The organism is Streptomyces sp. 8L (genome assembly GCF_020176795.1).
Lineage (GTDB): Bacteria > Actinomycetota > Actinomycetes > Streptomycetales > Streptomycetaceae > Streptomyces.
The window spans coordinates 53327-73874 of record NZ_JAIUKE010000008.1; the positions used below are offsets into that span (position 1 = coordinate 53327).

General features: G+C 71.0%; 18 protein-coding genes. 12 read left to right on the forward strand and 6 right to left on the reverse strand.

Annotated elements, in window-relative coordinates:
• Nucleotides 1-150 precede the first annotated feature (150 nt).
• On the reverse strand, nucleotides 151-795 hold the full coding sequence (locus LCE31_RS01010) for a TetR/AcrR family transcriptional regulator (protein ID WP_225011963.1): 645 nt from the start codon (nucleotides 793-795) through the stop codon (nucleotides 151-153).
• Between the two features lie 88 nt (nucleotides 796-883).
• On the opposite strand from LCE31_RS01010, the gene LCE31_RS01015 reads away from it, so the two are divergent.
• A complete protein-coding gene (locus LCE31_RS01015) occupies nucleotides 884-1441 on the forward strand; it encodes a cupin domain-containing protein (protein ID WP_225011964.1) in 558 nt (185 codons plus the stop codon).
• 85 nt (nucleotides 1442-1526) lie between these two features.
• On the opposite strand, the gene LCE31_RS01020 is transcribed toward LCE31_RS01015, so the two are convergent.
• Both LCE31_RS01020 and LCE31_RS01025 read right to left on the reverse strand, forming a co-directional pair.
• A complete protein-coding gene (locus tag LCE31_RS01020) occupies nucleotides 1527-1892 on the reverse strand; it encodes a winged helix-turn-helix domain-containing protein (protein WP_225011965.1) in 366 nt (121 codons plus the stop codon).
• The gene (locus tag LCE31_RS01025) at nucleotides 1879-2397 is read right to left on the reverse strand and encodes a hypothetical protein (RefSeq protein ID WP_225011967.1); all 519 of its coding nucleotides are present in this window, start codon (nucleotides 2395-2397) and stop codon (nucleotides 1879-1881) included. Before LCE31_RS01025 ends, LCE31_RS01020 begins: the two co-directional genes overlap by 14 nt.
• A gap of 707 nt (nucleotides 2398-3104) precedes the next feature.
• Between LCE31_RS01025 and LCE31_RS01030 the strand changes: the two genes are divergently transcribed.
• Nucleotides 3105-4286: an acyl-CoA dehydrogenase family protein gene (locus LCE31_RS01030; RefSeq protein ID WP_225011969.1), complete on the forward strand. Its 1182-nt coding sequence runs from the start codon at nucleotides 3105-3107 to the stop codon at nucleotides 4284-4286.
• A gap of 237 nt (nucleotides 4287-4523) precedes the next feature.
• Here the strand turns inward: LCE31_RS01030 and LCE31_RS01035 are convergent, their stop codons facing one another.
• Nucleotides 4524-5375 (reverse strand): MurR/RpiR family transcriptional regulator, encoded by an 852-nt coding sequence (locus tag LCE31_RS01035; RefSeq protein ID WP_225011974.1) that lies wholly within the window; start codon nucleotides 5373-5375, stop codon nucleotides 4524-4526.
• Nucleotides 5376-5499: 124 nt separating this feature from the next.
• Here LCE31_RS01035 and LCE31_RS01040 point away from each other — a divergent pair, with 124 nt between their 5' ends.
• The 5 genes from LCE31_RS01040 to LCE31_RS01060 all read left to right on the forward strand — a co-directional run bounded on the left by LCE31_RS01040 (nucleotide 5500) and on the right by LCE31_RS01060 (nucleotide 13352).
• Nucleotides 5500-7578, forward strand: coding sequence for a hydantoinase/oxoprolinase family protein (locus LCE31_RS01040; protein WP_225011982.1), 2079 nt, complete (start codon nucleotides 5500-5502; stop codon nucleotides 7576-7578).
• A complete protein-coding gene (locus LCE31_RS01045; protein WP_225011984.1) occupies nucleotides 7575-9179 on the forward strand; it encodes a hydantoinase B/oxoprolinase family protein in 1605 nt (534 codons plus the stop codon). The genes LCE31_RS01040 and LCE31_RS01045 overlap by 4 nt, the downstream gene beginning before the upstream one ends.
• Nucleotides 9176-10318: an aminotransferase class V-fold PLP-dependent enzyme gene (locus tag LCE31_RS01050; RefSeq protein ID WP_225011987.1), complete on the forward strand. Its 1143-nt coding sequence runs from the start codon at nucleotides 9176-9178 to the stop codon at nucleotides 10316-10318. The genes LCE31_RS01045 and LCE31_RS01050 overlap by 4 nt, the downstream gene beginning before the upstream one ends.
• Before the next feature lie 53 nt (nucleotides 10319-10371).
• Entirely contained in the window at nucleotides 10372-11721 is a 1350-nt protein-coding gene (locus LCE31_RS01055) for an MFS transporter (protein ID WP_225011989.1), read from the forward strand.
• 86 nt (nucleotides 11722-11807) lie between these two features.
• Nucleotides 11808-13352: an amino acid permease gene (locus LCE31_RS01060; RefSeq protein ID WP_225011992.1), complete on the forward strand. Its 1545-nt coding sequence runs from the start codon at nucleotides 11808-11810 to the stop codon at nucleotides 13350-13352.
• Between the two features lie 28 nt (nucleotides 13353-13380).
• On the opposite strand, the gene LCE31_RS01065 is transcribed toward LCE31_RS01060, so the two are convergent.
• The gene (locus LCE31_RS01065) at nucleotides 13381-14661 is read right to left on the reverse strand and encodes a nucleotide disphospho-sugar-binding domain-containing protein (RefSeq protein ID WP_225011993.1); all 1281 of its coding nucleotides are present in this window, start codon (nucleotides 14659-14661) and stop codon (nucleotides 13381-13383) included.
• A gap of 273 nt (nucleotides 14662-14934) precedes the next feature.
• On the opposite strand from LCE31_RS01065, the gene LCE31_RS01070 reads away from it, so the two are divergent.
• From LCE31_RS01070 to LCE31_RS01085, 4 genes are all read left to right on the forward strand, one after another.
• The gene (locus LCE31_RS01070; RefSeq protein ID WP_225011995.1) at nucleotides 14935-15132 is read left to right on the forward strand and encodes a hypothetical protein; all 198 of its coding nucleotides are present in this window, start codon (nucleotides 14935-14937) and stop codon (nucleotides 15130-15132) included.
• 3 nt (nucleotides 15133-15135) lie between these two features.
• Entirely contained in the window at nucleotides 15136-15582 is a 447-nt protein-coding gene (locus LCE31_RS01075; protein WP_225011996.1) for a GNAT family N-acetyltransferase, read from the forward strand.
• Between the two features lie 619 nt (nucleotides 15583-16201).
• Nucleotides 16202-16894 carry a TetR/AcrR family transcriptional regulator gene (locus LCE31_RS01080; protein WP_225011997.1) on the forward strand — a complete coding sequence of 231 codons (693 nt, stop codon included), beginning with the start codon at nucleotides 16202-16204 and terminating at the stop codon, nucleotides 16892-16894.
• 199 nt (nucleotides 16895-17093) lie between these two features.
• Nucleotides 17094-18236: an FAD-dependent oxidoreductase gene (locus tag LCE31_RS01085; protein ID WP_225011998.1), complete on the forward strand. Its 1143-nt coding sequence runs from the start codon at nucleotides 17094-17096 to the stop codon at nucleotides 18234-18236.
• 42 nt (nucleotides 18237-18278) lie between these two features.
• Here the strand turns inward: LCE31_RS01085 and LCE31_RS01090 are convergent, their stop codons facing one another.
• A complete protein-coding gene (locus LCE31_RS01090) occupies nucleotides 18279-19460 on the reverse strand; it encodes an epoxide hydrolase family protein (RefSeq protein ID WP_225012013.1) in 1182 nt (393 codons plus the stop codon).
• Nucleotides 19461-19522: 62 nt separating this feature from the next.
• Here LCE31_RS01090 and LCE31_RS01095 point away from each other — a divergent pair, with 62 nt between their 5' ends.
• Nucleotides 19523-20479 (forward strand): helix-turn-helix transcriptional regulator, encoded by a 957-nt coding sequence (locus LCE31_RS01095; RefSeq protein ID WP_225011999.1) that lies wholly within the window; start codon nucleotides 19523-19525, stop codon nucleotides 20477-20479.
• Nucleotides 20480-20548 lie beyond the last annotated feature (69 nt).

The window sequence follows — 20548 nt, forward strand, 5'->3', positions numbered from 1 at the left end:
TGAGCGGGGTCCGGTGCTGAGGGCACCCCCCAGCCGGGGGCTGGGGGACATGGCGACCGACGACAACGCCGCGAAGTACGGCACCGGCTGCCGTACGCAACCACGGCAGTTCCGGCCTGGCGGAGGGCGGCGACCGTCCGCCCAGGCCCCTCAACTCGTCTTCGGCCCGGGGCGTGAGCGCGCGGCGGGCAGTGCCGCATGGCCTGCGGCGACGCGGATTCCGTCGAACACCAGGGCCAGATGCCGTTCCCAGCCGGTGTACGAACGGCTGTCGATGGACGCGGACATGCCGCACAGGATCATGCCGAGGTCGCTGACGGTGATGTCCGCGCGTGTCGTGCCCTCCGCCTGCGCCCGCGCCAGGGCCGTCCCGAGCGTGTCGAGGAAGTTCCGCAACGCGGTCTGGACGCCCGTGTGGTCGAGGTGGGTCGAACCGGCCATGGCCGCTCGCGCGCCGGCGTCACTCTCCAGCTGCCCGAGGGCCCGGCGCAGCGCCTCCTCCAACGCCGCCTGCCCGCCTGCCCGCTCGTCGGCCGCGCTTCGCGCCGCGAGCGCCATCGTGTCGAACTTGTCCGCGATCAGCTCCGCCGCGAGGGCGGCCTTGGTGGGAAAGTGCCGGTAGACCGTGCCGAGTCCCACGCCCGCGCGGGACGCGACCTCGTCCATCTGCGTGTCGAGCCCGCGCTCGGCGAAGATCTCCCGCGCCGCCGTGAGTACGCGTTCCCGGTTCCGCCGGGCGTCCGAGCGGGTGGGGACCGCGCCGTTCCCCGGGCGCGCCGTTCGGTCAGCAGACATGTTGACACCCTATCCGGCCGTGTCTAGCCTGAAACGGAATCGGATGTCCGCTTCCGAAAACTGTCCGCTGCCAGAATCGAGGACGACCATGCCGGTCCCATCCGTCTCAGATCTCATCGTTCGCGCGGACCGGGTGCCCAGTGTGTGGGCCTGGGGCGGGCGCTGGAGCCCCCTTGTCTCCTCCGACGACTCCGGGGGCGGCTACTCGGTCCTGGAGCAGACCATGCCGGAGCAGGCCGGCCCCCCGCCGCACGTGCACGAACACAACGACGAGGTCTTCTACATCCTCGACGGAGAAGTCCGCCTGCAGATCGGTGACGAGACCGCGGTCGGGACGGCCGGGGACCTCGTCAGGATTCCACGCGGTGTGCCGCACGGGTTCGCCGTGAAAAGCCGGACCGCCCGCTTCTTGAACCTCTACGTCCCCGGCGCCCTCGACGTGGTCATCTCCATGCTGGGCACCCCCGCCACCGGTGACGGCCTGCCGCCGGAGGGCTCCCAACAGCCGCCGGACGCCGAGCGGGTCGCCGAGCTCGGGAGGCGGCTGGAGGAGCTGGCGGCCCAGCGGTGGACGGGGCAACCGGACCTGCTCGCGGGATTCAGGACCGGCTCGGACGAGGGCACCGTGAGCGGCCCCACCGGTTGAACCGGGACGTGTCCTGGCCCCGTCGGGTCCGGTCCGGTGCCGCGAGACCCCGCGTCCCGCCGGCGCCCGCGGCCTCGCCCCACCGTCACGTCCCGTGTGTCGTGCGCTTGCCGCGCCCGCCCGGCCGGGGGCTCTGGACGCGTGCTTCCTGCCCCTCCGTCCGGGAGCCGTCAACGATGTGCTGCAACGCCGTGACCTGGCGCTCCAGGGCTTCGCGGCCCGTGGCGGTGAGGTTGAGCCATGTACGGGGGCGCTTGCCCACGTAGCCCTTCTCCACTTCGACGTATCCGTGCGAGCCCAGCGTGGTGACCTGTTTGGACAGCGCGGACGCCGACAGCCCCGCGGCCTCGCGCACCCAGCCGAACTCCGCCCACTCCGTGCCGACGAGCAGTGACACGATCGACAGGCGGGTCGGGTCCAGCAGTACCGGGTCGAAGTCAGGACGATCCATCGAGCGCCCCGGATCGTCCGTGCTCCGCGCCTGCGGCGAGAGAGGCCAGAGCGCTCTGGAGACGGTCCCCGAAGAGGATCAGGACCGCGCCCAGTACGGCGCCGGCGATCGTCCGCGCGTACGGGAAGGGCAGGCTGGAGTGCGGCAGGAAGGCGGCGACGATGCCGAGGGCCATCACCGTCAGGATGACCACCCTGCTCCACAGCGCGAACCGCGGCGAGACCGCGTCCCGCCGCACCCTGGTCCGCCGCCCCAGCACGGCGGACCCGCGCCTGCTGCGCAGCAGCACCGCGTAGAGAACGACGACGGCGGTGAAGACGATGTTCACCACGGACTCGACGCCCTGTCCGAAGAAGTCGGGCGCCGCGAGCAGAGCGAAAACGGCGACACCGAAGAGGATCGCCACCCAGCGCGAATCCCGCGCGGAGCCGAGTGACTCCTCCCGCCGCCGCTGGACGTCCTGGAGGGCGCGGGCTGCCTCGGTGGGTGTGGGGTTTCGGGTCATGATGGCCTCCTTGGGGTTGCTCGGTCAGAACTTGTTTCCTTCAAGGAAAGTAGTTTCCTGGAGAGGGGCTGTCAAACGGTGGAGAACGGCGCGCGATGCTCGCCGAACAGTGGACGGGCGCGGGCCGCCCGGCGCGCGGTGCGGGCCGCCCACGTACCGCGGCACCGGCGACGCCCTGGCCCCCGCACGGCCCCAAGCCATCGCTCCACAAGGGGTATTGACGCGTCAACGGCACGTATCGCGTCTCGGTCCCAGGACTCTCCAGGGCCCTCACGACATCAGGCGGTGGCCAGGGCCACGGCCCTCGGCACGTGCACTGCCCGCTGCCCGCCAGGGGTGTCCTGTGACGTGGTGGATGGCCATGGCGTCACGAACACCGCACCCCGCGACCACGCCGACGCGGCCGTCCCGGCTGCCCGGCGTGCGCTTCCACGTGCTTCGACATCATGAACTCACGTGCTGACGTCGCCCATCCGCCTTTTTGCCCGTACGTACCAGGAAACGATGTGCGCACGGACCAATCGCCCACCGTACGCACGGCCTGCCGCCCGGCGAGACCGTGTCTTCGGTACGGTGCGTGGGCAATGACGTGGCGACAGGCCCAGTGTGACGGTGGTATCCGGACAGTGTGAATCGACGGTGCCCCCGCACGGTCAGGAGGCCGGGGGAGGCGCCGCACACACTGATGGGGAAGAAGTGTCCGCGAGATGAACGGCTTCGTGAGGCAGTACGGCGCGGCGAACGGCGCGGACCTGCCCGGGATCGCGGCGTCGCTGGCCGAAGACCTGCGCGCGCGTGCGCCCGAGGCCTCCGCCGTCGGCACGCTGCCGGAAGAGGTCGTGGGATCGCTTGAGTCGGCGGGCATGTTCCGGCTGGGGCTGCCGAGGGGCCTCGGCGGCTTCGAGGCGGACCCCGTCACACTGATTCACACGGCTGAGACACTCGCCCACGCGGACGGGTCCGCGGCCTGGGCGGCCATGATCGGCAACAGTTCGATGTTCTTCGCCTGGCTCGACCAGGATGTCGCGGGTCGTCTGCTCGAAGACCGGCCCGGCCGGCCGGTCTCCGCCGTGTTCGCGCCTTCCGGGCAGGGCGTCGAGGTGGACGGGGGATACCGCGTATCGGGACGCTGGTCCTATGCCAGTGGCGCACCGCACGCGACGATGATCGCAGTGGGTTTCGTCGTCACGGGGCCGGACGGTGCGCCCCGGGTCGCCGAAGGGCGGCCGGTGACGCGCTGGGCGGTCCTCGACGCAGCCGATATCCATGTCGAGCCGACCTGGAAGGACGCGGCCGGGCTGCGCGGGTCCGGGAGCCACGATGTGGTGGTGCGGGACGCGTTCGTCCCCGCGGAGCGGACGTTGATGCCGTACTCCGAGCCACCGCGGGCCGAGGGGGCGCTGTACCGGATGCCCTTCTTCACGGCGGTCCGTTCGCTGCTCGTGGGTATTCCTCTGGGAGTGGCTCGTCACGCGTTGGACGAGCTGACCGGGCTGATCCGGCACAAGTCCCGTGACGGGGCTGCCCTGATCCAGGACCAGGACGTGCAGATCCGGCTCGCGGAGGCCGAGGGCGCCTTGCGCGCCGGCCGCAGCTTCGTCATCGAGGCGACCGAAGCGATGTGGGCGGTTGTGCGGTCGGGTGAAGCGGTGTCCGTGGCGTCGCGCGCGGACTGGACCCTCGCGGCCCAGTCCGCGATGCGCGGAGCCGTCCAGGCGGTCAATGTGGCTTTCGAGATCGCGGGGGCGTCCGCCTCTCTCGCCGACGACCCGATTCAGCGGTGCTGGCGTGATGTGAACGTCACCGCACAGCACTTCGCCTTCGCGCGAGGCCGGTCGCGGGGCGCCGGGCAGGCACTGCTCGGCCTGGACGTCGACGTATTCGTCTGAGGTGGATCGGTCTCTCGTGCGCGAGGGCGAATCACCGTCCGATACGAGGTCCGCCCGGCCGGTCGCGGCCCGCTGTCGCCGGCGACGAACAGGAACGCGGCAAGGGGCGCCCCGTAGAAGCCCAGACCTTCCGCGTCGCAGGCCGCGCGAGCCGCGCGGTCGTCGGGGCCGTGGTGCCAGGCGGCTCGCGGTACCCCGATGGGGCTGGTGATCAGTTTGACGCGTGTGCGCGGGCGCCTATTCGCCGACGAAGATCTTCAGATCCGCGTACGAGGAGTCGATGCGCCGCATCGACTCCTCCGCCCGGCCGCGGTCGGCGCGTGCGGTCAGCGCGATGATCGCTTCGACGACGGCGAAGGCCGTGGCGAGGGACGTGCGTGGCGTCGGGCTCTCGGAGGGCACGATGAGCGTGTGGCAGGCGGACTCCGTCAGCGGTGAGACCTCGGTGTCGGTGAAAGCGATCACGGGCACGCCGGCGCGACGGGCGGCCGCGGCGAGGTCCGTGGTGACGCGGTAGTAGCGATGGAAGTCGATCGCGACGACGGCGTCGTCGGGGCCGAGCAGGCCGAGCTGCTGCCCGGCCGAGACGGGGTCGGCCGGCTGGTCGGCGGCGATGCCGAGCAGGCGCAGCGACGAACTCAGGTGCGCGGCGACGGGGCCGGCCATTCCGAGGCCCAGGACGAGCGTGCGCCGTGCCCCGGACAGTCTGGCCGCGACCTCGGCCAGTGTCTCAGGCGAGGTGATGCGCGTGAGCTGCTCCAGGTTGCGGCGGGCCTGTGCAAGGACGGCGGTGACCGTTGCGGCCGCCGTGCCGGCGTCCTCGTCCATTTCCTGCAAGAAGCGTGAGCACTGGGAGAGCGTCGAGCGCAGCGAGCGCTGCAGGTGGGGGTAGCCCTCGAAGCCGAGCCGCTGGGCCAGGCGCACCACGGTCGCGGTGTGCACGCCGGCCTTCTCCGCCAGATCCGAGGCCGGCAGATAGGCGAGGGCGTCCAGACTTTCCAGCATGACCCGGGCGGCCTGGCGCTGCGCCTTGCCGAGCGAGGGGGCCAGGGCGGTCAGCCGGACGCGCAGTTCGTCGGGTTCGCTCATGGGTTCCTCCGGTTGTCCTCGTCGTCTCCCTCAGAGAGTGCCGTAGGGCTGCAATGAATGCAATCAATATTGCAGGAAATTTATTTCCGCGAGATTGCTTGCATGCATTCGTTTTCGCTGGCTAATGTCGCTGACCGTCAACGTCAAGAACACGGCGGAGGAGAAGCGGATGGCGTGGAGGATCGGGGTCGACACCGGGGGCACGTTCACGGATGTCGCGCTGGTGGACGAGCGGCGCGGGCTGGTCGCACTCCGCAAGGTCCCGTCCAGCAAGGAGGACCCTTCGCGGGCCATCCTGACCGGCGTCCTGGGCCTGCTGGCCGACCACGGCGTGCCGCGCGAGCAGGTGAGCCGCTTCAACCACGGCACCACCGTGGCCGTCAACGCGGTGCTGGAGGGGACCGCCGCACGGGCCGGGCTGCTCACCACTTCCGGGTTCCGGGATGTGCTGGAGCTGGCCCGGCAGCGCCGCCCGCATCTGTACGACATGTCCGTGCGCAAGCCGCGGCCCGTGGTGCCGCGCGAACTGCGCCTTGAGGTCGGCGGCAGGCTCGACGCCGCCGGCACCGAGGTCTCGCCCGTCGACGGAGCGGAGCTCGACGAGGCGATCGCCGCCCTGCGCGACGCGGACGTCGACGCGGTGGCGGTGTGTCTGCTGCACTCCTACGCCGACCCGACACACGAGGAGCAGGTCCGCGAAAGGCTCAGGAAGGCCCTGCCTGACGTCCCCGTCTCGGTGTCGAGCGAGGTGCACCCCGAGTACCGGGAGTACGAGCGGTTCAGTACCACGGCGGTCAACGCCTCCCTCGTGCCGGTGATGCGGCGCTACCTCGGCCGGCTCTCCGACGGCGTCGCGCAGGCGGGCATCACCCCGCCCGTACGCGTGGTGCAGTCCAACGGCGGTCTCGCCTCCACGGCGACGGCCGGCGACCTCCCGGTCTCCACCCTGTTCTCAGGGCCGAGCGCCGGAGTGCTCGGCGCGGTCCGGCTCGCCGCGGAGGCGGGGGTGCGGGACATCATCACCTTCGACATGGGCGGCACCAGCACGGACGTGTGCCTGGTCCGCGACGGGCGTATCCCGGTCGTGCACGAGCGGGAGATGGACGGCCGCCCGATCATGGGCGCGATGGTCGACGTCGTCTCCGTCGGCTCCGGGGGCGGCTCCATCGCCTGGGTGGACGACGGCGGTCTGCTGAAGGTGGGGCCGAGGAGCGCCGGCGCGGTTCCCGGCCCGGTGGCCTACGGCCGCGGCGGCACCCGCCCCACCGTGAGCGACGCCGACTGCGTGCTCGGTCTCCTGCACCCGGACGCCCCGCTGGCGGGCACTCTGCGCGTCGATACCCCGGCGGCCGCGCGGGCGCTCGAATCGGAGGTCGGGAACAGGCTCGGCCTCGACGCCGTGGCGGCGGCGGACGGGGTGCTGCGCGTCCTGCGGGCCGACCTCGTGGGCGCCGTACGCGCGGTCTCCGTGGCCCGCGGCACCGATCCGCGCGACTTCACCCTCGTGCCCTATGGGGGCGCCGGGCCCCTGCACGCCTCCGCGCTCGCCCGCGAACTCGGCATCCGCCGGGTGCTCGTACCGCCGGCTCCCGGCATCCTGTGCGCGTACGGGGCCCTGAGTGCCGACGTGCGGGGCGACTTCGGGGCCACCTGCGTGGCGGACGCGACCGAGGACGGGCTCACGGAGGTCGTCGCCGCCTTCCGGCGCCTGGAGGAGCGGGCCGCTCAGTGGTCGCGTACCGAATCGGTCGGCGACGCGGTCGTCCTCGAACGGCGCGTCGAGCTGCACTACGCCAACCAGAGCCACGCGCTCCCGGTACCGCTGGCCGGCGAGCCGAGCGCCCGGGCGCTCCAGCGGGCGGTTGCCGACTTCCACCACATCTACGAGCAGCGCTACGGCTACGCGCTGCCCGGCGAGCCGGTGCGGGTCGTCGCGGTCCGCCTCACGGCGACCGCCCCGGCCGAGCGGTCCTGGTCCTCAGAACGCGTCCCGGAGGGCGATCCGGCCCCGGCCGTACGGCAGGTCTTCGTCGACGGCGCCTGGCGGCAGGCCGAGGTCTACCGCCGCGAGGCGCTGCCCGCCGGATGGAGCTGCCAGGGCCCGGCGGTCGTGGGCCAGTTGGACGCCACCACGGTCGTCCTCCCCGGACAGCGGGCCCGGATCGACGAGTTCTCCAACCTGATCATCGAGGAGGCACGATGACCCCCGCCAGCACATCCGCGACTGGCCTCGACCCGATCACGACCGAGGTGATCGGCAGTGCCGTGTTCGCCATCACCGAGGAGATGAGCGGCGCGCTGATGCGCACGGCCTACTCACCCAACATCCGTGAGCGGGGCGACTGCTCCACCGGCCTGTTCGATGCCCGCGGGCGTGTGCTGGCGCAGTCGCAGCGGCTGCCGCTGCACATGGGCTCTCTGCTCGGCTCGGTGCGTGCCGTGCACGAACGCCATCCCGTCGAGTCTCTGAAACCCGGCGACATGTTCGTGGCCAACGACCCGTACCACGGCGGTGGTTCGCACCTGCCGGACGTCAACGTGGTCGCCCCGGTCTTCCACCGGGGCCGCCTCGTCGGCTACGCCGCGAGCACCGCACACCACTCCGATGTCGGCGGCACCGTCGCGGGCAGCGAGTCCGCCGACTGCCGCGAGATCTTCCAGGAAGGACTCAGGCTGCCGCCGGTGAAGATCGTGGACGGGGGCACGGTGAACGAGGACGTGATCGCGGTGGTCGCCCTCAACTCCCGCGTCCCGGGGGACCGCGGCGGGGACCTGCGCGCCCAGATCGCCGCCAACCGGGTCGCCGAGCAACGGCTCACCGAACTCGCCGGCCGCTACGGCACCGAAACCCTCCAGGAGTACGTCGACGCGCTGCTCGAAGCGACCGAGCGCCGCATCCGGGCCCGCTACGCCGAGATCACCCCTGGCGTCTACGAGCACGACGCGTACATGGACCCGCTGCCCGACGGCACTCCGCTGCGCATCCATGTACGCCTCGAGGTCACCGGCGGCCGGCTGATGTTCGACTTCACCGGCTCGAGCCCGCAGATGCCGTACGCCCGCAACATCCCTTTCGCGGCGCTGGCGGCGACCGTTTTCTGTGTCGTGAAGGCCCTGCTCGACCCGGCGATCGCCACCAACGACGGCTTCTACCGCAGCGTGGAGATCCACGCTCCTGAAGGCACGATCGTCCACCCCGTCGAACCGGCGCCGGTCGGCGCGCGGGCCTTGAGCTGCGGAGTCCTGGCCGACGCGATCGCCGGAGCCCTGTCCCTCGCGGCCCCCGACCGGATGGTCGCCGGGTCGGGCCCCCACCAACTGGTGATCTTCGCCGGTCTTGACGAGCGCACCCGGAACTACTTCGTCAACTACGAGACCATCGCAGGGGCCCTGGGCGCCACGGCCTCCCACGACGGACTGGACGCGGTGCGCGTCTACGCCTCGGGGGCCGCCAACCTGCCGGTCGAGGCGCTCGAACGGGCCTTCCCCCTGCGCGTCGAGCGCTACGAGCTGCGCGACGATCCGGCCGGCGCCGGCGCGCACAGCGGCGGGCGCGGCATCCGCCGCGACTACCGCGTCCTCTCGGAAACCGCCCGGATCAGCCTCACCGGCGAGCGGCACAGGGAGCCGGCCCGCGGCGTGCTCGGCGGCCGGGACGGTGCGACGGGCCGCTTCCTCCTGAACCCGGGCACCGAGAACGAGGAGGAGCTGCCGCGGATCGCCCGGGACGTACTGCTGCGCGCCGGCGATGTGCTGCGAGTCGAAACTCCCGGCGGAGCCGGTTACGGAAAGGCAGGACAGTGACCACAGCGACCGACACCGACGTGTTCCACCGGGCCCGGCAGGAGTTCCGGGTCCTGGACGAGCTGACCTACATCGACGTCGCCGGACGCGCGCCCATGGCCGACCGCGTGCACGAGGCGCTGCTCGACCACCTCCAGGTGTGCCGCGCCCGCGGCGCCGACAAGGAGGAGTGGTCCGCCCGCGTCGAGAGCCTGCGCGCCCGCACCGCGGCGTTCCTCGGTGCCGACCCGCACGAGATCGCGTTCATGAAGAACACCTCCGACGGGCTCAACACCATCGGTGCCGCCCTGCAACTCGCCCCCGGCGACACCGTGCTGGTCAGCCCCGAGTTCGAACACGCCAACAACGTCTACCCCTGGATGCACCTGCGCGACCGCGGCGTCCAGGTCCGCACCGTCGGCGTCGGCCCCGAGGGGACCGTGCGCGCCGAGGACGTCGCCGCCGCCATCGACGGCAGCACCCGGCTCGTGACCCTCTCGGCCGTGTCCGCGTGGACCGGTGCCCGTCCGGACCTCGCCGCCGTCGCCCGTGTCGTCCACGAGCACGGCGCGTTCTTCCTCGTCGACGCCGCCCAGGCCGTCGGCGTGATGGACATGGACGTGCACCGGGACGGCATCGACGCCCTGGCCGCCGCGACCCAGAAGGGCCTGCTGGGCATGTACGGCCTCGGCGTCCTGTACTGCCGCGCCGACCGGTTCGACCGGCTGAGGCCTCCGTTCCTCTCCGTCGCCGGGGTGGACAGGACGGGCCTGCACGAGTCCGACCTCGGCGATTTCGAGAATGCCGCCGTCCTCGACTCCGCCGCCCGCTTCGAGGTCGGCAACCACAACTTCGCCGGCCTGTTCGCCCTGGACGCCTCCTTGTCACTGCTGGAAGAGGCCGGCACAGCGAACATCGAACGCCACGTGCTCACCCTGGCCGACGAGCTGACCGGCGCCGTCGTACGGGCAGGGGCCACACCGGCGACCGGGACCGCGCAGTCCGGCATCGTCTCCTTCCAGGTCCCCGACCCCGCGTCGCTCGTCACGCGCCTGGACGCCGAGGGCGTCCGGGTGTCCCTGCGGCGCGGCAGAGTCCGCGCCAGCCTGCACCTCTACAACAACCGGTCCGACATCCAGCGCCTGGCCGACCTGCTCTGAACCCCCGCCGCCCCCGTGCTTGAGCCGCCATGACCGACAAGGGAAGTCGCCCTATGAACGGCAGCACCACCGTCACCCCCGCGCCGCGGCGCAACGCCGCTCGCGTGCTGGCCTCCAGCACGATGGGGTCCGTCATCGAGTGGTACGACTACAACATCTACGCCACCAGCGCCGCCGTCGCCTTCCCCACGGTGTTCTTCCCCCACTCCACCCCGTTCATCGGCGCCATGCAGTCCTTCGCGACCTTCGCCGCGTCCTTCCTGCTGCGCCCCCTCGGCGCGCTGGTCTTCGGCCACTTCGGCGACCGGCACGGCAGGAAGACCTCCCTCGTCGTCACCATCGTGGTGATGGGCGTCTCCACCGTCTGTATCGGCCTGATCCCCTCCGCGCACACCATTGGGGCCGCGGCTCCTGCCCTGCTGGTGTTCTTCCGCCTCGTCCAGGGAATCGCCCTCGGCGGCGAATGGGGCGGGGCGGTCCTGATGACCACCGAACACGCCGACTCCGGGCGCCGGGGGCTGTGGGGCTCCCTGCCGCAGATCGGGAGCCCCGCCGCGAACCTCTGCGCCAGCGGCATGATGGCCCTGGCCGCTTTCGTCAGCGGCGGCGCCTTCACCCAGTGGGGCTGGCGCATCCCGTTCCTGGCCGGCGCGGTCCTGCTGGCGGTGGGCCTCGTGATGCGGCTGACCGTCTCCGACAGCCCCGCCTTCCAGGAGATCAAGGAACAGGGCCACACCTCCCGTTTCCCTCTGGTCTCCCTGTTCCGACACGACACCAGGAACCTGCTCCTGGCCACCGGCTCCCGCATCGGTGTCGACGTCGCCTACTACACCTTCGCGACCTACAGCCTCAGCTACCTCACAGCCAACCTGCACCTGGACACCGATGTCGGACTGATCGCCCTTGCCGTCGGCGCCGCCTGCGAGATCGTCGTCATCCCGCTCATGGGCCTGCTGTCCGACCGGATCGGCCGCAAGAAGGTCTTCCTGGCCGGGCTGACGGTCTTCGCCGCATGGTCCTTCCTGTTCTTCCCCCTGCTGGACTCCGGTTCCCAGGGCCTGGCCGTGCTTGCCTTCGCCGTGGCGCTCGGCCTCGGCCACGCGAGCACCTGGGGCGTCATGGGCTCCCTCTACCCCGAACTCTTCCGTACCCAGGAGCGCTACACCGGCGCTTCCTTCAGCTTCCAGCTCGCCGGCATCTTCGGCGGCGCCCTCGCCCCGTTCATCGCCACCGCCCTGGTCGCCTCCTCCCTCGGCACCGGCGGCGTGACGGCGTACCTGCTCGCCGCGACCGCCCTCAGCGCCGGCTGCCTCATGGCCCTCCCGGAGACCTTCCGCTCCCGCCTGCGCGGGGAGAGCACCCCGGTCGGCCTGGACGCCCCCGCGGCCACGGAGACCCGCTGAGGAAACAGGAGGGCGAAAGCACCAGGGCGCCCACGACCACCGACTTCACCCCACCCCACCGCACCGCACGAGGAGGAGGGACGCCAATGACGACATCACCGGAGGACGGAGCCGGGACGAGATACGTCCGGCAGCCCGCAGAACCCGCCACCCACGACTTCGACGAGGAGCAGACCGGCTACCGCAGCGGCATGAAGGCACGCCACCTGCGGATGATCGCGATCGGCGGTGCCATAGGCACCGGCCTGTTCCTCGGCGCGGGAAGCAGGCTCCACGAGGGCGGGCCCTTCCTGGTCGTGATCTACGCGATCTGCGGCTTCTTCGCCTTTCTCGTTCTGCGCGCGCTGGGCGAGCTCGTGATGCACCGGCCCTCCAGCGGTTCGTTCGTGTCCTACGCCCGCGAGTTCTACGGCGAGAAGATGGCGTTCGCCGTGGGATGGATGTACTTCTTCCACTGGGCGATGACCGCGATCGTCGACTGCACGGCGGTCGCCCTCTACGTGAAGTACTGGTCGGCGTTCTCCGCCGTCCCGCAATGGCTTCTCGCCCTGGTGGCCCTGCCGGTCGTCGTCGGCCTCAACCTGATCTCGGCAAGGATGTTCGGTGAGACCGAGTTCTGGTTCGCGCTGGTCAAGGTCGGGGCACTGGTGGTCTTCCTGGTCATCGGCATCGTCGTCCTCGCGGCCCGGCGGCCGACGGACGCCGGCGAGACCGGCGTCCCGATGCTGGCGGCGCACGGCGGACTGCTTCCCCACGGAGCCGCCACCGTCGGGGCCGCCCTGGTGCTGACGCAGGGCGTCGTCCTCGCCTTCGCGGGAACGGAACTGGTGAGCATCGCCGCGGGCGAGACCACCGACCCGCGCAAGACGATGCCCCGGGCCATCAACAGCGTCATCGTCCGCCTCGCCGTCTTCTACTGCGGCTCCGTGCTGCTGCTCGCGCTGCTCCTGCCGTCCCAGCTCTACTCGGGGTCGCAGAGCCCGTTCGTGACGTTCTTCAGCCACTTCGGCGGGCCGCGGGTGAGCGCCGCGGCCGGCACTGCGATGAACTTCGTGGTCCTGACCGCGGTCCTGTCCAGCCTGAACGCCGGGCTGTACTCCACCGGCCGCATCCTGCACTCGCTCGCCCAGGCGGGCGCGGCTCCGCGGTTCTTCGGCCGGATGAACCGCCGCGGCGTCCCCTACGGAGGCATCCTGCTCACGGGCGCCATCGGGCTCCTGGGCGTCGGACTGAACTACCTCGCGCCCTCCCGGGCCTTCGAGATCGCGCTCAACACCACCTCGCTCGGCGTTCTCACAAGCTGGGCCACCATTGTGCTGTGCCAGATCAGGTTGCGCCGCTGGTCCCTCCAAGGGCGGGTCGAGCGGCCCGCGTTCAGGCTGTTCGGCGCCCCCGTCACCGCCTACCTCGCGCTCGGCTTCCTCGCCGCCGTCCTGGTCCTGATCGCCTTCGACCGCCCGACCGGCTCGTACACCATGGCCCTCGTGCCCCTGATCGCCGCACTGCTCGTCCTCGGCTGGTACCGCAGGCGCGGGTACATCGCCGCGGCGGCCGCCGACCGGAGGCCGCCCCGCGCAGCACCGACCGCCGCGGACTCACGGAGATCATCCGTCCCAGAGCCCCGCCCATGACCAAACGGCCCGGCAAGGGGGGCTGGTGTCAGCCCGCAACCTCGCTGATGGCCTTCTCGATCTCCTCCAGGGCGTTGAGCTTTGCGTACTCCGCTGCCAGGCGCTGGGCATGGAACCGGTAGGAGTCGGTGTTCAGCACGGTGTCGACCGCTTGGCGGACGTCGTCGGCCGCGGGACGGTTGGTGGCCAGGTCGACGGCCGCACCGGTGGCAGCGAGGCGGACGTTGTTCTCCTGCTTCTCCTCCGACAGACCGGCGGCCACCATGGGAACGCCGTGCCGCAGAGCCTGCTGGACGGCCCCGAACCCCCCGTTGGTCACGAGCACGTCCGTGTGCGGAAGGAGGTCGTCGAACGGGATGAACTCCGCGACCCGCGCGTTCGCCGGTGCGTCTCGCACCTCACCGGCACGGCCCGTAGCGGCGACGACAAGCCCCGGGAAATCGGCCAGTGCCTTCAGCGTCGGCTCGATCAGATCGGCGAGGTCCTGGTTGGCGATCGTTCCCTGCGTCACCACGACGACCTTTTCGGCACCGGTGACCTCCGGCCACCAGGCGGGAAGATCGCTGCCGGCTGCGGCCGGCGGCAGCGTACCGACGAACTTGACGTGCGCCGGAGTGTCACTGCGTTTGTAGCTGAGCTCCTCGACCGACAACTGCAGGAAGCGGTCCGTCTTCAGGACAGTGGAGTCGAGGAAGAAGGGCACAGGCCCCTCCGGCACCCCGAGCTCTGCGAGGATCTGCTCGAACAGTTCCTGAGCCGGGCCCAGGACCTGGCCCATCGCTTCGTAGGCCGCCTGGTTGCGGGCCCGGCCCTCCTCGCTGCTGTCCGGCGGCAGCCCCATCCCGAACGGAGCCGTGTCCGCACTCGCGAGCGTGAAGGACACCGGCCCCAGCCCCACAGCAGCCACAGGACGCGGCCCCGGAGCACCCATCAGAACGGGCACAGCGCCGAAGAGTCCTGTCTCATGAATCAGGACAACCGGTTCATCCCCGGCTTCCTCGATGCAGCGCTGGATGTCACGGTGCTGACCGGCGACCGCCTTCACGAAGAGGTTGCGCATGTCCCATGCGAACTGTGCGGGGCCCTCCGGTATCGCCAACCGCTCCGGCGACTTCACCAACGCCTCCACATCGACGTCGGCTTCGCCCGTGAAAGCCCGGAAGCGCACACCCGAACCGACCGAACCGCCGAAGTCCTTGTGGCTCAGCAGAGTCACATCATGGCCACGCCCGCTCACATATTCAGCAACCACCTTCAAGGGCGCAAAGTGCCCATAGACTGGTGAGGCTGCCACGAGAATCTTGGTCATGCCTGGTTTTCCCTTCTCCGTCGAACAGGGAGATCCAAGCCAAGACCTGAGACAACTCCCCATCACCTGCACGGCCGCCATCCCCGGAAAAGTTCAGCATTCAATCAGCAATTCCGGGAAACCGGCCTTGTGTTGCCCAGTCAGGGTACTGAAGCGCCCCGCCGCCCAGATCATCGATGTCGCCGCGTGAAGCGAGGGGGTTGGCCGGCAGCCGGGTGTTCTCCTCGAACTTCCCCTCATGCCAGCGGTGGGGGAGTCGGCCTGGGGGGAGAGGTGCGTCTGGACCAAGCCGCCTGCACGGTCCTCCTCGGCAAGCCCGAAGCAGCCGCTGAGCAGCTCCACTTGGCGCTCGTGGACCTTCCGGAACAGCACCGGACGACGCTGCTTCGCGCCCGGGCGTACGCGGTCGCCTATAGAGTTCCGAAACGAAAGATGGAACCGCGCGACCTGCTCGCGCTGCCCCGAGAGTGAGGAATGGCCGTCCAGATCAGCGTGGCGACCGACGCCGACACAGAGACGCTCTCCGCCCTCGTCGGCGAGATCGAGGAGTACTACGGAGGAGACCCGGCTCCCGGCGACCCGCAACGCATCCGCACCGCGCTCTTCGCCGGCGGCCCCGTGCCGACCGTCCTCCTGGCGCGCGAGCACGACACGGTGATCGGGCTCGCGTCCTACTCCCTGGTGTGGCCGGCTGTCGGTGCCGACACCTCCCTCTACCTCAAGGAGTTGTACGTTCGGGCGGAGTACCGGCGCCGCGGTGTCGGGAGCGCGCTGTTCGCCGAGCTCCGCGCGATCGCGGGAAAGCACGGGTACTCCCGCATCGAGTGGACCGCCGACACCAGCAATCCCGCGGCCACCGCCTTCTACGAGGCTCTCGGCGCCACCCCTCGGGACAAGATCTTCTTTCGGGTGCACGTGTAGTTGAGGGGCGAAGGCTCTTACAGCACACGGCTGCCACCGCGGTGGCCTGGCCGTCCCATGCGGGGAGGACCGTGGCCATCCGGCTCGCGGCTTGTCGTGCGTGCACTTTTTCCTGACGGCTGGTCACGGGAACGGGTCGTGGACGGCGACAACCAGGACCACCACGGCAACGAAGGCGAGAGAGCCGAAACAGGAACGAGCATGCCGAAGCCGTCCACTCCTGCGGAGCAACCACGTTCTCACGCCGAGGCTGGTCCGCCACCCTCACCTGAGCGCCACAACAGGCGTATCCGATCACACCGGGCCAGGGCGCCCAGCACCGAATCGGCATGCATTCCGGTGAAGTTGACGATCGCTGTCCAAAATCTCGGGCGCGGCGGGCTCAAGGGCGGCGGCCGGATCGGTGGCCGCTGCCGGCCGAGCGGATCAACTCCGCGGCCGGCCATGGCGATGTCGTGATGGTGTGCGAGGCCGTCGACTGGCAGATGTACGGGCAGAAGCAGCTCTCCCGTGCCTGCCGCGACCTCGAATGCCAGGCCCCCTGAGGGCCGGGGTGCCAGGCGTCCCCGTCCTTCGCTGCGGCTCACAGAGTGCGAACGCGTTCGTTACGATCGGTGTCATGAGTGGAAGAAGAGAGCCGGTCAGTCGCCGGGATCGTCCGGCGAAGCCGCCCCTGTCCCGCCGCTGGATCGTGGAAGCGGCCGTACGGATCATGCGGGCGGAGGGGCTGGAGAAGGTCACCATGCGCCGCCTGGCGCAGGAGCTGGACACCGGCCCGGCCTCCTTGTACGTCTACGTCGCCAACACCGCCGAGCTGCACGCGGCCGTGCTGGACGCGCTGCTCGGCGAGGTGGACCTGAGCGGCCAGGGCGGCGACGACTGGCGGGAGCAGCTCCGCGCGGTCATGACGTCGTACACCCTGGTGCTGTTCCAGCACCCGCAGCTCGCCCGGTCCGCGCTGGTGGCCCGGCCGAGCGGCGAGAACTACCTGCGGCTGGTGGACCGCGTCCTGGACCTGCTCGCCCGCAGCGGCGCACCCCGGGCCCAGGTCGCCTGGGGGGTGGACAAACTGCTCCAGGACGCCACGGCCACCGCCGCGGAGCAGTCGACCCACGAACACGACCCCGCCGCCGAGGACGACTGGAACGCCACCGTGCACGCACTGCACGCCGTCGACGCGGCCACGCACCCGGCGATCGCCGCCCACATGCCGGACCTGGTCGGCGGCGCGGTCCGGGACCGGATGCGGTGGGCCTTCGACGTCCTCGTCAACGGGATCACGGGCACCGCGGTGCCCCACCGGGTCGACTGACCCCGTGCGGGGCCCGGTGCGCGCCGGACCCGCCGGGCCGTGGAGGCACGCGCCTGGAAAAACTTGTTCGCTACGAACATGTTCGTTACTGTGGAAGTGGCCGGAGGGACCGCCGCGACACCCGTGCGCGGCACGTTGCCCGCCGTGCCGGCAGCCGCCCGCCCGGCGCGTACGCGCCCCCTTCCGCGAGAGGTCCACCATGAGCACCCCCCACTTCCCCGTCGCGATCATCGGCGGTGGCCTCGGTGGTCTGACCACCGCCCGCGTCCTGCACGTCCACGGCATCGAGTCGGCGATCTTCGACCTGGAGGCCGGCCCGGAGGCCCGCACCCAGGGCGGCATGCTCGACATCCACGTGGAGAACGGGCAGCAGGCCCTGCGCGCCGCCGGCCTCTACGACGACTTCCTCAAGCTCGTCCACGAGGGCGGCCAGGCGATGCGCCTGCTCGGCCCCGACGGCACCGTCCACGTCTCCAGCGAGGACGACGGCGACGGCGACCGCCCCGAGGTCGACCGCGGCGACCTGCGCGACCTCCTGCTGGGCTCTCTGCCCGAGGGCACGGTCCGCTGGGGCCGCAAGGCCACCGCCGCCCGGCCGCTGGGCGACGGCCGCCACGAGGTGACGTTCGCCGACGGCTCGGTCATTACCACCGACCTCCTCATCGGCGCCGACGGCGCCTGGTCCCGCGTCCGGACGCTGCTCTCCGACGCCAAGCCCGCCTACACCGGCATCTCCTTCGTGGAGACCGACCTGTACGAGGCCGAGACCCGCCACCCGCGCAGCGCCGCGATCATCGGCGGCGGCTTCTTCATGGCCCTCGGACAGGAGCGCGGCTTCCTCGCCCACCGCGAGACCGACGGCAGCCTGCACGTCTACACCGCGCTCAAGGCCGACGAGGGCTGGATCGACACGGTCGACTTCCGTGACCACGCCACCGCCAAGGCCGCCGTACTCGCCCACTTCGACGGCTGGGACGAGGACCTGCGCGCTCTGGTCGCCGATGCGGAGACCATCACCCCGCGCCGCATCCACGCCCTGCCCGTCGGCCACCGCTGGGCCCGCGTCCCCGGTGTCACCCTGCTCGGCGACGCCGCCCACGTGATGTCCCCGTTCGCCGGCGAGGGCGCCAACCTCGCCATGTACGACGGCGCGGAACTCGCCCTCGCCCTCGCCGCCCACCCCGGCGACACCGAGACCGCCCTGGCCACGTACGAGGAGGCCCTCTTCCCGCGCAGTGAGGCCTCCGCCGCGGAGTCCGCCGCCAGCCTGGACACCATGTTCGGCACCGACGGCCTGGAACGGATGATCGAGTTCTTCACCACGGGCCCCGCCGGCCAGTGACACCGTGGCCGACCGCCGCCCGGCCTCGACACCGGCATCGACTCACCGGAGGGAGCGGAAGAACTCCCTGATGTCGCGGGCCAGGAGGTCGGGGGCTTCCAGGGCCGCGAAGTGTCCGCCGCGGTCGAACTCGCTCCAGCGGACGATGGTGTTCGCTTCTTCGGCCCAGCGGCGGATGGCGGTGTCGCCGGCGAAGTTCGCCACCGCGGTGGGCACCTCGGAACGTGTGAGGGGAAACCAGCCGGCCTGGGCGTGCTTGGCCGCCTCGTAGTACACCCGCGCTGCCGAACCCGCTGTCGCGGTAAGCCAGTACAGCATCACGTTGGTGAGCAGTGTGTCCCGGTCGACCGCGTCCTCGGGCAGTTCGGCCGAGGGGTTGGACCACTCCTTGAACTTCTCGATGATCCAGGCGAGCTGGCCGGCCGGGGAGTCGGTCAGGCCGTACGCGAGAGTCTGCGGACGCGTCGACTGGATCGCCCGGTACCCGCTGCCGTCGGCGGCGAACCTGCCGAGAGCCGCCAGGCGCCGCCGCTCCTCGTGGGTCAGCTCGGCCACCACGTCCTCGGGCGCGGGGCCCATCGGCTGGAAGCCGACGGAGGCGGCGTTCACATGGAGGCCGATGACCGACTCGGGCGCGACCCGGCCGAGCTCCGGCGTGATCAACGCGCCCAGGTCGCCGCCCTGAGCGGCGAAGCGCTCATAGCCGAGGCGGTGCATCAGCTCCACCCATGCCCGGGCCACTCGGTTCGGATTCCAGCCCGTTTCCCGGGTGGGCCCGGAGAGGCCGAAGCCTGGCACGGAGGGGATGACCAGGTGGAAGGCGTCGGCCGGGTCGCCTCCGTGGGCGCGCGGGTCGCTCAGTGGGCCGATCAGGCCGAGGAACTCCACGATCGAGCCCGGCCAGCCGTGGGTGAGGATCAGCGGCACCGCGTCCGGCTCGGGCGAGCGGACATGCAGGAAGTGCACCTGGGTGCCGTCGATCTCCGTCACGAACTGCGGGAAGTCGTTCAGCCGGGCCTCGTGCGCCCGCCAGTCGTAGCCGTCGCGCCAGTAGCCGACCAGTTCGGCCAGGTATCCGGTCGGGACGCCGAGGTCCCAGCCGGTGCCGGGCAGCTCGTCCGGGAAGCGGGTACCGGCCAGGCGCTCGTCCAGGTCGTCGAGGGCGGCCTGCGGGATCTCGATCCGGAACGAACGGATCTCGGTTTCAGCGGTGTTGTTCGTCATGCTTTCCATGACACCTCCTATTGCGGCAAGATCCCTTCCGCAAGAGCAGTAGCGTTCTCATCGTGCTGACCGTCTCCGCCCGATTGCTACAGGTTCTGTCCCTCCTGCAGGCCCGCCCCTCATGGACCGGGCCGGAGCTCGCCGAGCGGCTCGGGGTGAGCGCGCGCACCGTTCGCAGCGACATCGGCAAACTGCGGGAGCTCGGCTATCCGGTGCACGCACTGCCCGGCATCGGCGGGGGCTACCAGCTCACACCCGGGGCGAAGCTGCCTCCCCTGCTGCTCGACGACGACGAGGCCACCGCCGTCGCGATCGGCCTGAACAGCGCGACCGCCGGCGCGGTCGCCGGGATCGAGGAAGCGGCCACCCGGGCGCTGGCCAAGCTCGAACAGGTCCTGCCTTCCCCGCTGCGCCGCCGGATCAACCTCCTGCGCACCTCCACCGTCTTCCCCAAGGACGGCGGACCTGTCGTCGCCCCGGAGGTCCTGACCGCGATCGCCGCGGCCTGCCGGGACCAGCACCGCCTACGCTTCGACTACCGCGGCCACGACGGCACCGACCAGCGCAGAGAGGTCGATCCGCACCGGTTGGTGCACCTCGGCCGCAAGTGGTATCTCATCGGCTGGGACCTCCAGCGCGCCGACTGGCGCACCTTCCGCGCCGACCGCATGCGGCCCCGCACCCCTACCGGGCCGCGCTTCACCCCCCGCGAGCCCCCGGAGCGGGACCTGACCGCCTATGTCACCAAAGGCGTCGACGCCGCGCTGACCCGCTACCGCGCGCGGGTGCGGGTGCACAAATCGGCTACCGAACTGGTGCAGTGGCTGACCCCGGCCACAGTCGTCGAAGCCGTCGACGACCAGACCTGTCTGGTCCACGTCGGCGCGGAGAGTCCGCACATGCTCGCCGCGCACATCCTGGTCATCGACGCCGACTTCGAAGTCGACGGGCCTCCCGAACTGCTCGACGCCCTCCGCACGATCGGCGACCGCTGCCACGCGACGCGACAGCGACGCTGAGAGGGCAGCGGCTCGCCGGCGTGCTCGCTCCGCTGGAGGAGGGCAGCACAAACCGCCCGGCTGGGAGCC

Excerpts from the sequence above, each read along its gene's own strand:
- LCE31_RS01030 (WP_225011969.1), top strand. The coding sequence starts at position 3,105 with ATGAACGGCTTCGTGAGGCAGTACGGCGCGGCGAACGGCGCGGACCTG.
- LCE31_RS01045 (WP_225011984.1), top strand. The coding sequence starts at position 7,575 with ATGACCCCCGCCAGCACATCCGCGACTGGCCTCGACCCGATCACGACC.
- LCE31_RS01080 (WP_225011997.1), top strand. The coding sequence starts at position 16,202 with ATGAGTGGAAGAAGAGAGCCGGTCAGTCGCCGGGATCGTCCGGCGAAG.
- LCE31_RS01065 (WP_225011993.1), bottom strand. The coding sequence starts at position 14,661 with ATGACCAAGATTCTCGTGGCAGCCTCACCAGTCTATGGGCACTTTGCG.
- LCE31_RS01025 (WP_225011967.1), bottom strand. The coding sequence starts at position 2,397 with ATGACCCGAAACCCCACACCCACCGAGGCAGCCCGCGCCCTCCAGGAC.
- LCE31_RS01075 (WP_225011996.1), top strand. The coding sequence starts at position 15,136 with ATGGCCGTCCAGATCAGCGTGGCGACCGACGCCGACACAGAGACGCTC.
- LCE31_RS01055 (WP_225011989.1), top strand. The coding sequence starts at position 10,372 with ATGAACGGCAGCACCACCGTCACCCCCGCGCCGCGGCGCAACGCCGCT.
- LCE31_RS01040 (WP_225011982.1), top strand. The coding sequence starts at position 5,500 with ATGTCGCTGACCGTCAACGTCAAGAACACGGCGGAGGAGAAGCGGATG.
- LCE31_RS01020 (WP_225011965.1), bottom strand. The coding sequence starts at position 1,892 with ATGGATCGTCCTGACTTCGACCCGGTACTGCTGGACCCGACCCGCCTG.
- LCE31_RS01060 (WP_225011992.1), top strand. The coding sequence starts at position 11,808 with ATGACGACATCACCGGAGGACGGAGCCGGGACGAGATACGTCCGGCAG.
- LCE31_RS01010 (WP_225011963.1), bottom strand. The coding sequence starts at position 795 with ATGTCTGCTGACCGAACGGCGCGCCCGGGGAACGGCGCGGTCCCCACC.
- LCE31_RS01085 (WP_225011998.1), top strand. The coding sequence starts at position 17,094 with ATGAGCACCCCCCACTTCCCCGTCGCGATCATCGGCGGTGGCCTCGGT.
- LCE31_RS01015 (WP_225011964.1), top strand. The coding sequence starts at position 884 with ATGCCGGTCCCATCCGTCTCAGATCTCATCGTTCGCGCGGACCGGGTG.
- LCE31_RS01035 (WP_225011974.1), bottom strand. The coding sequence starts at position 5,375 with ATGAGCGAACCCGACGAACTGCGCGTCCGGCTGACCGCCCTGGCCCCC.
- LCE31_RS01090 (WP_225012013.1), bottom strand. The coding sequence starts at position 19,460 with ATGACGAACAACACCGCTGAAACCGAGATCCGTTCGTTCCGGATCGAG.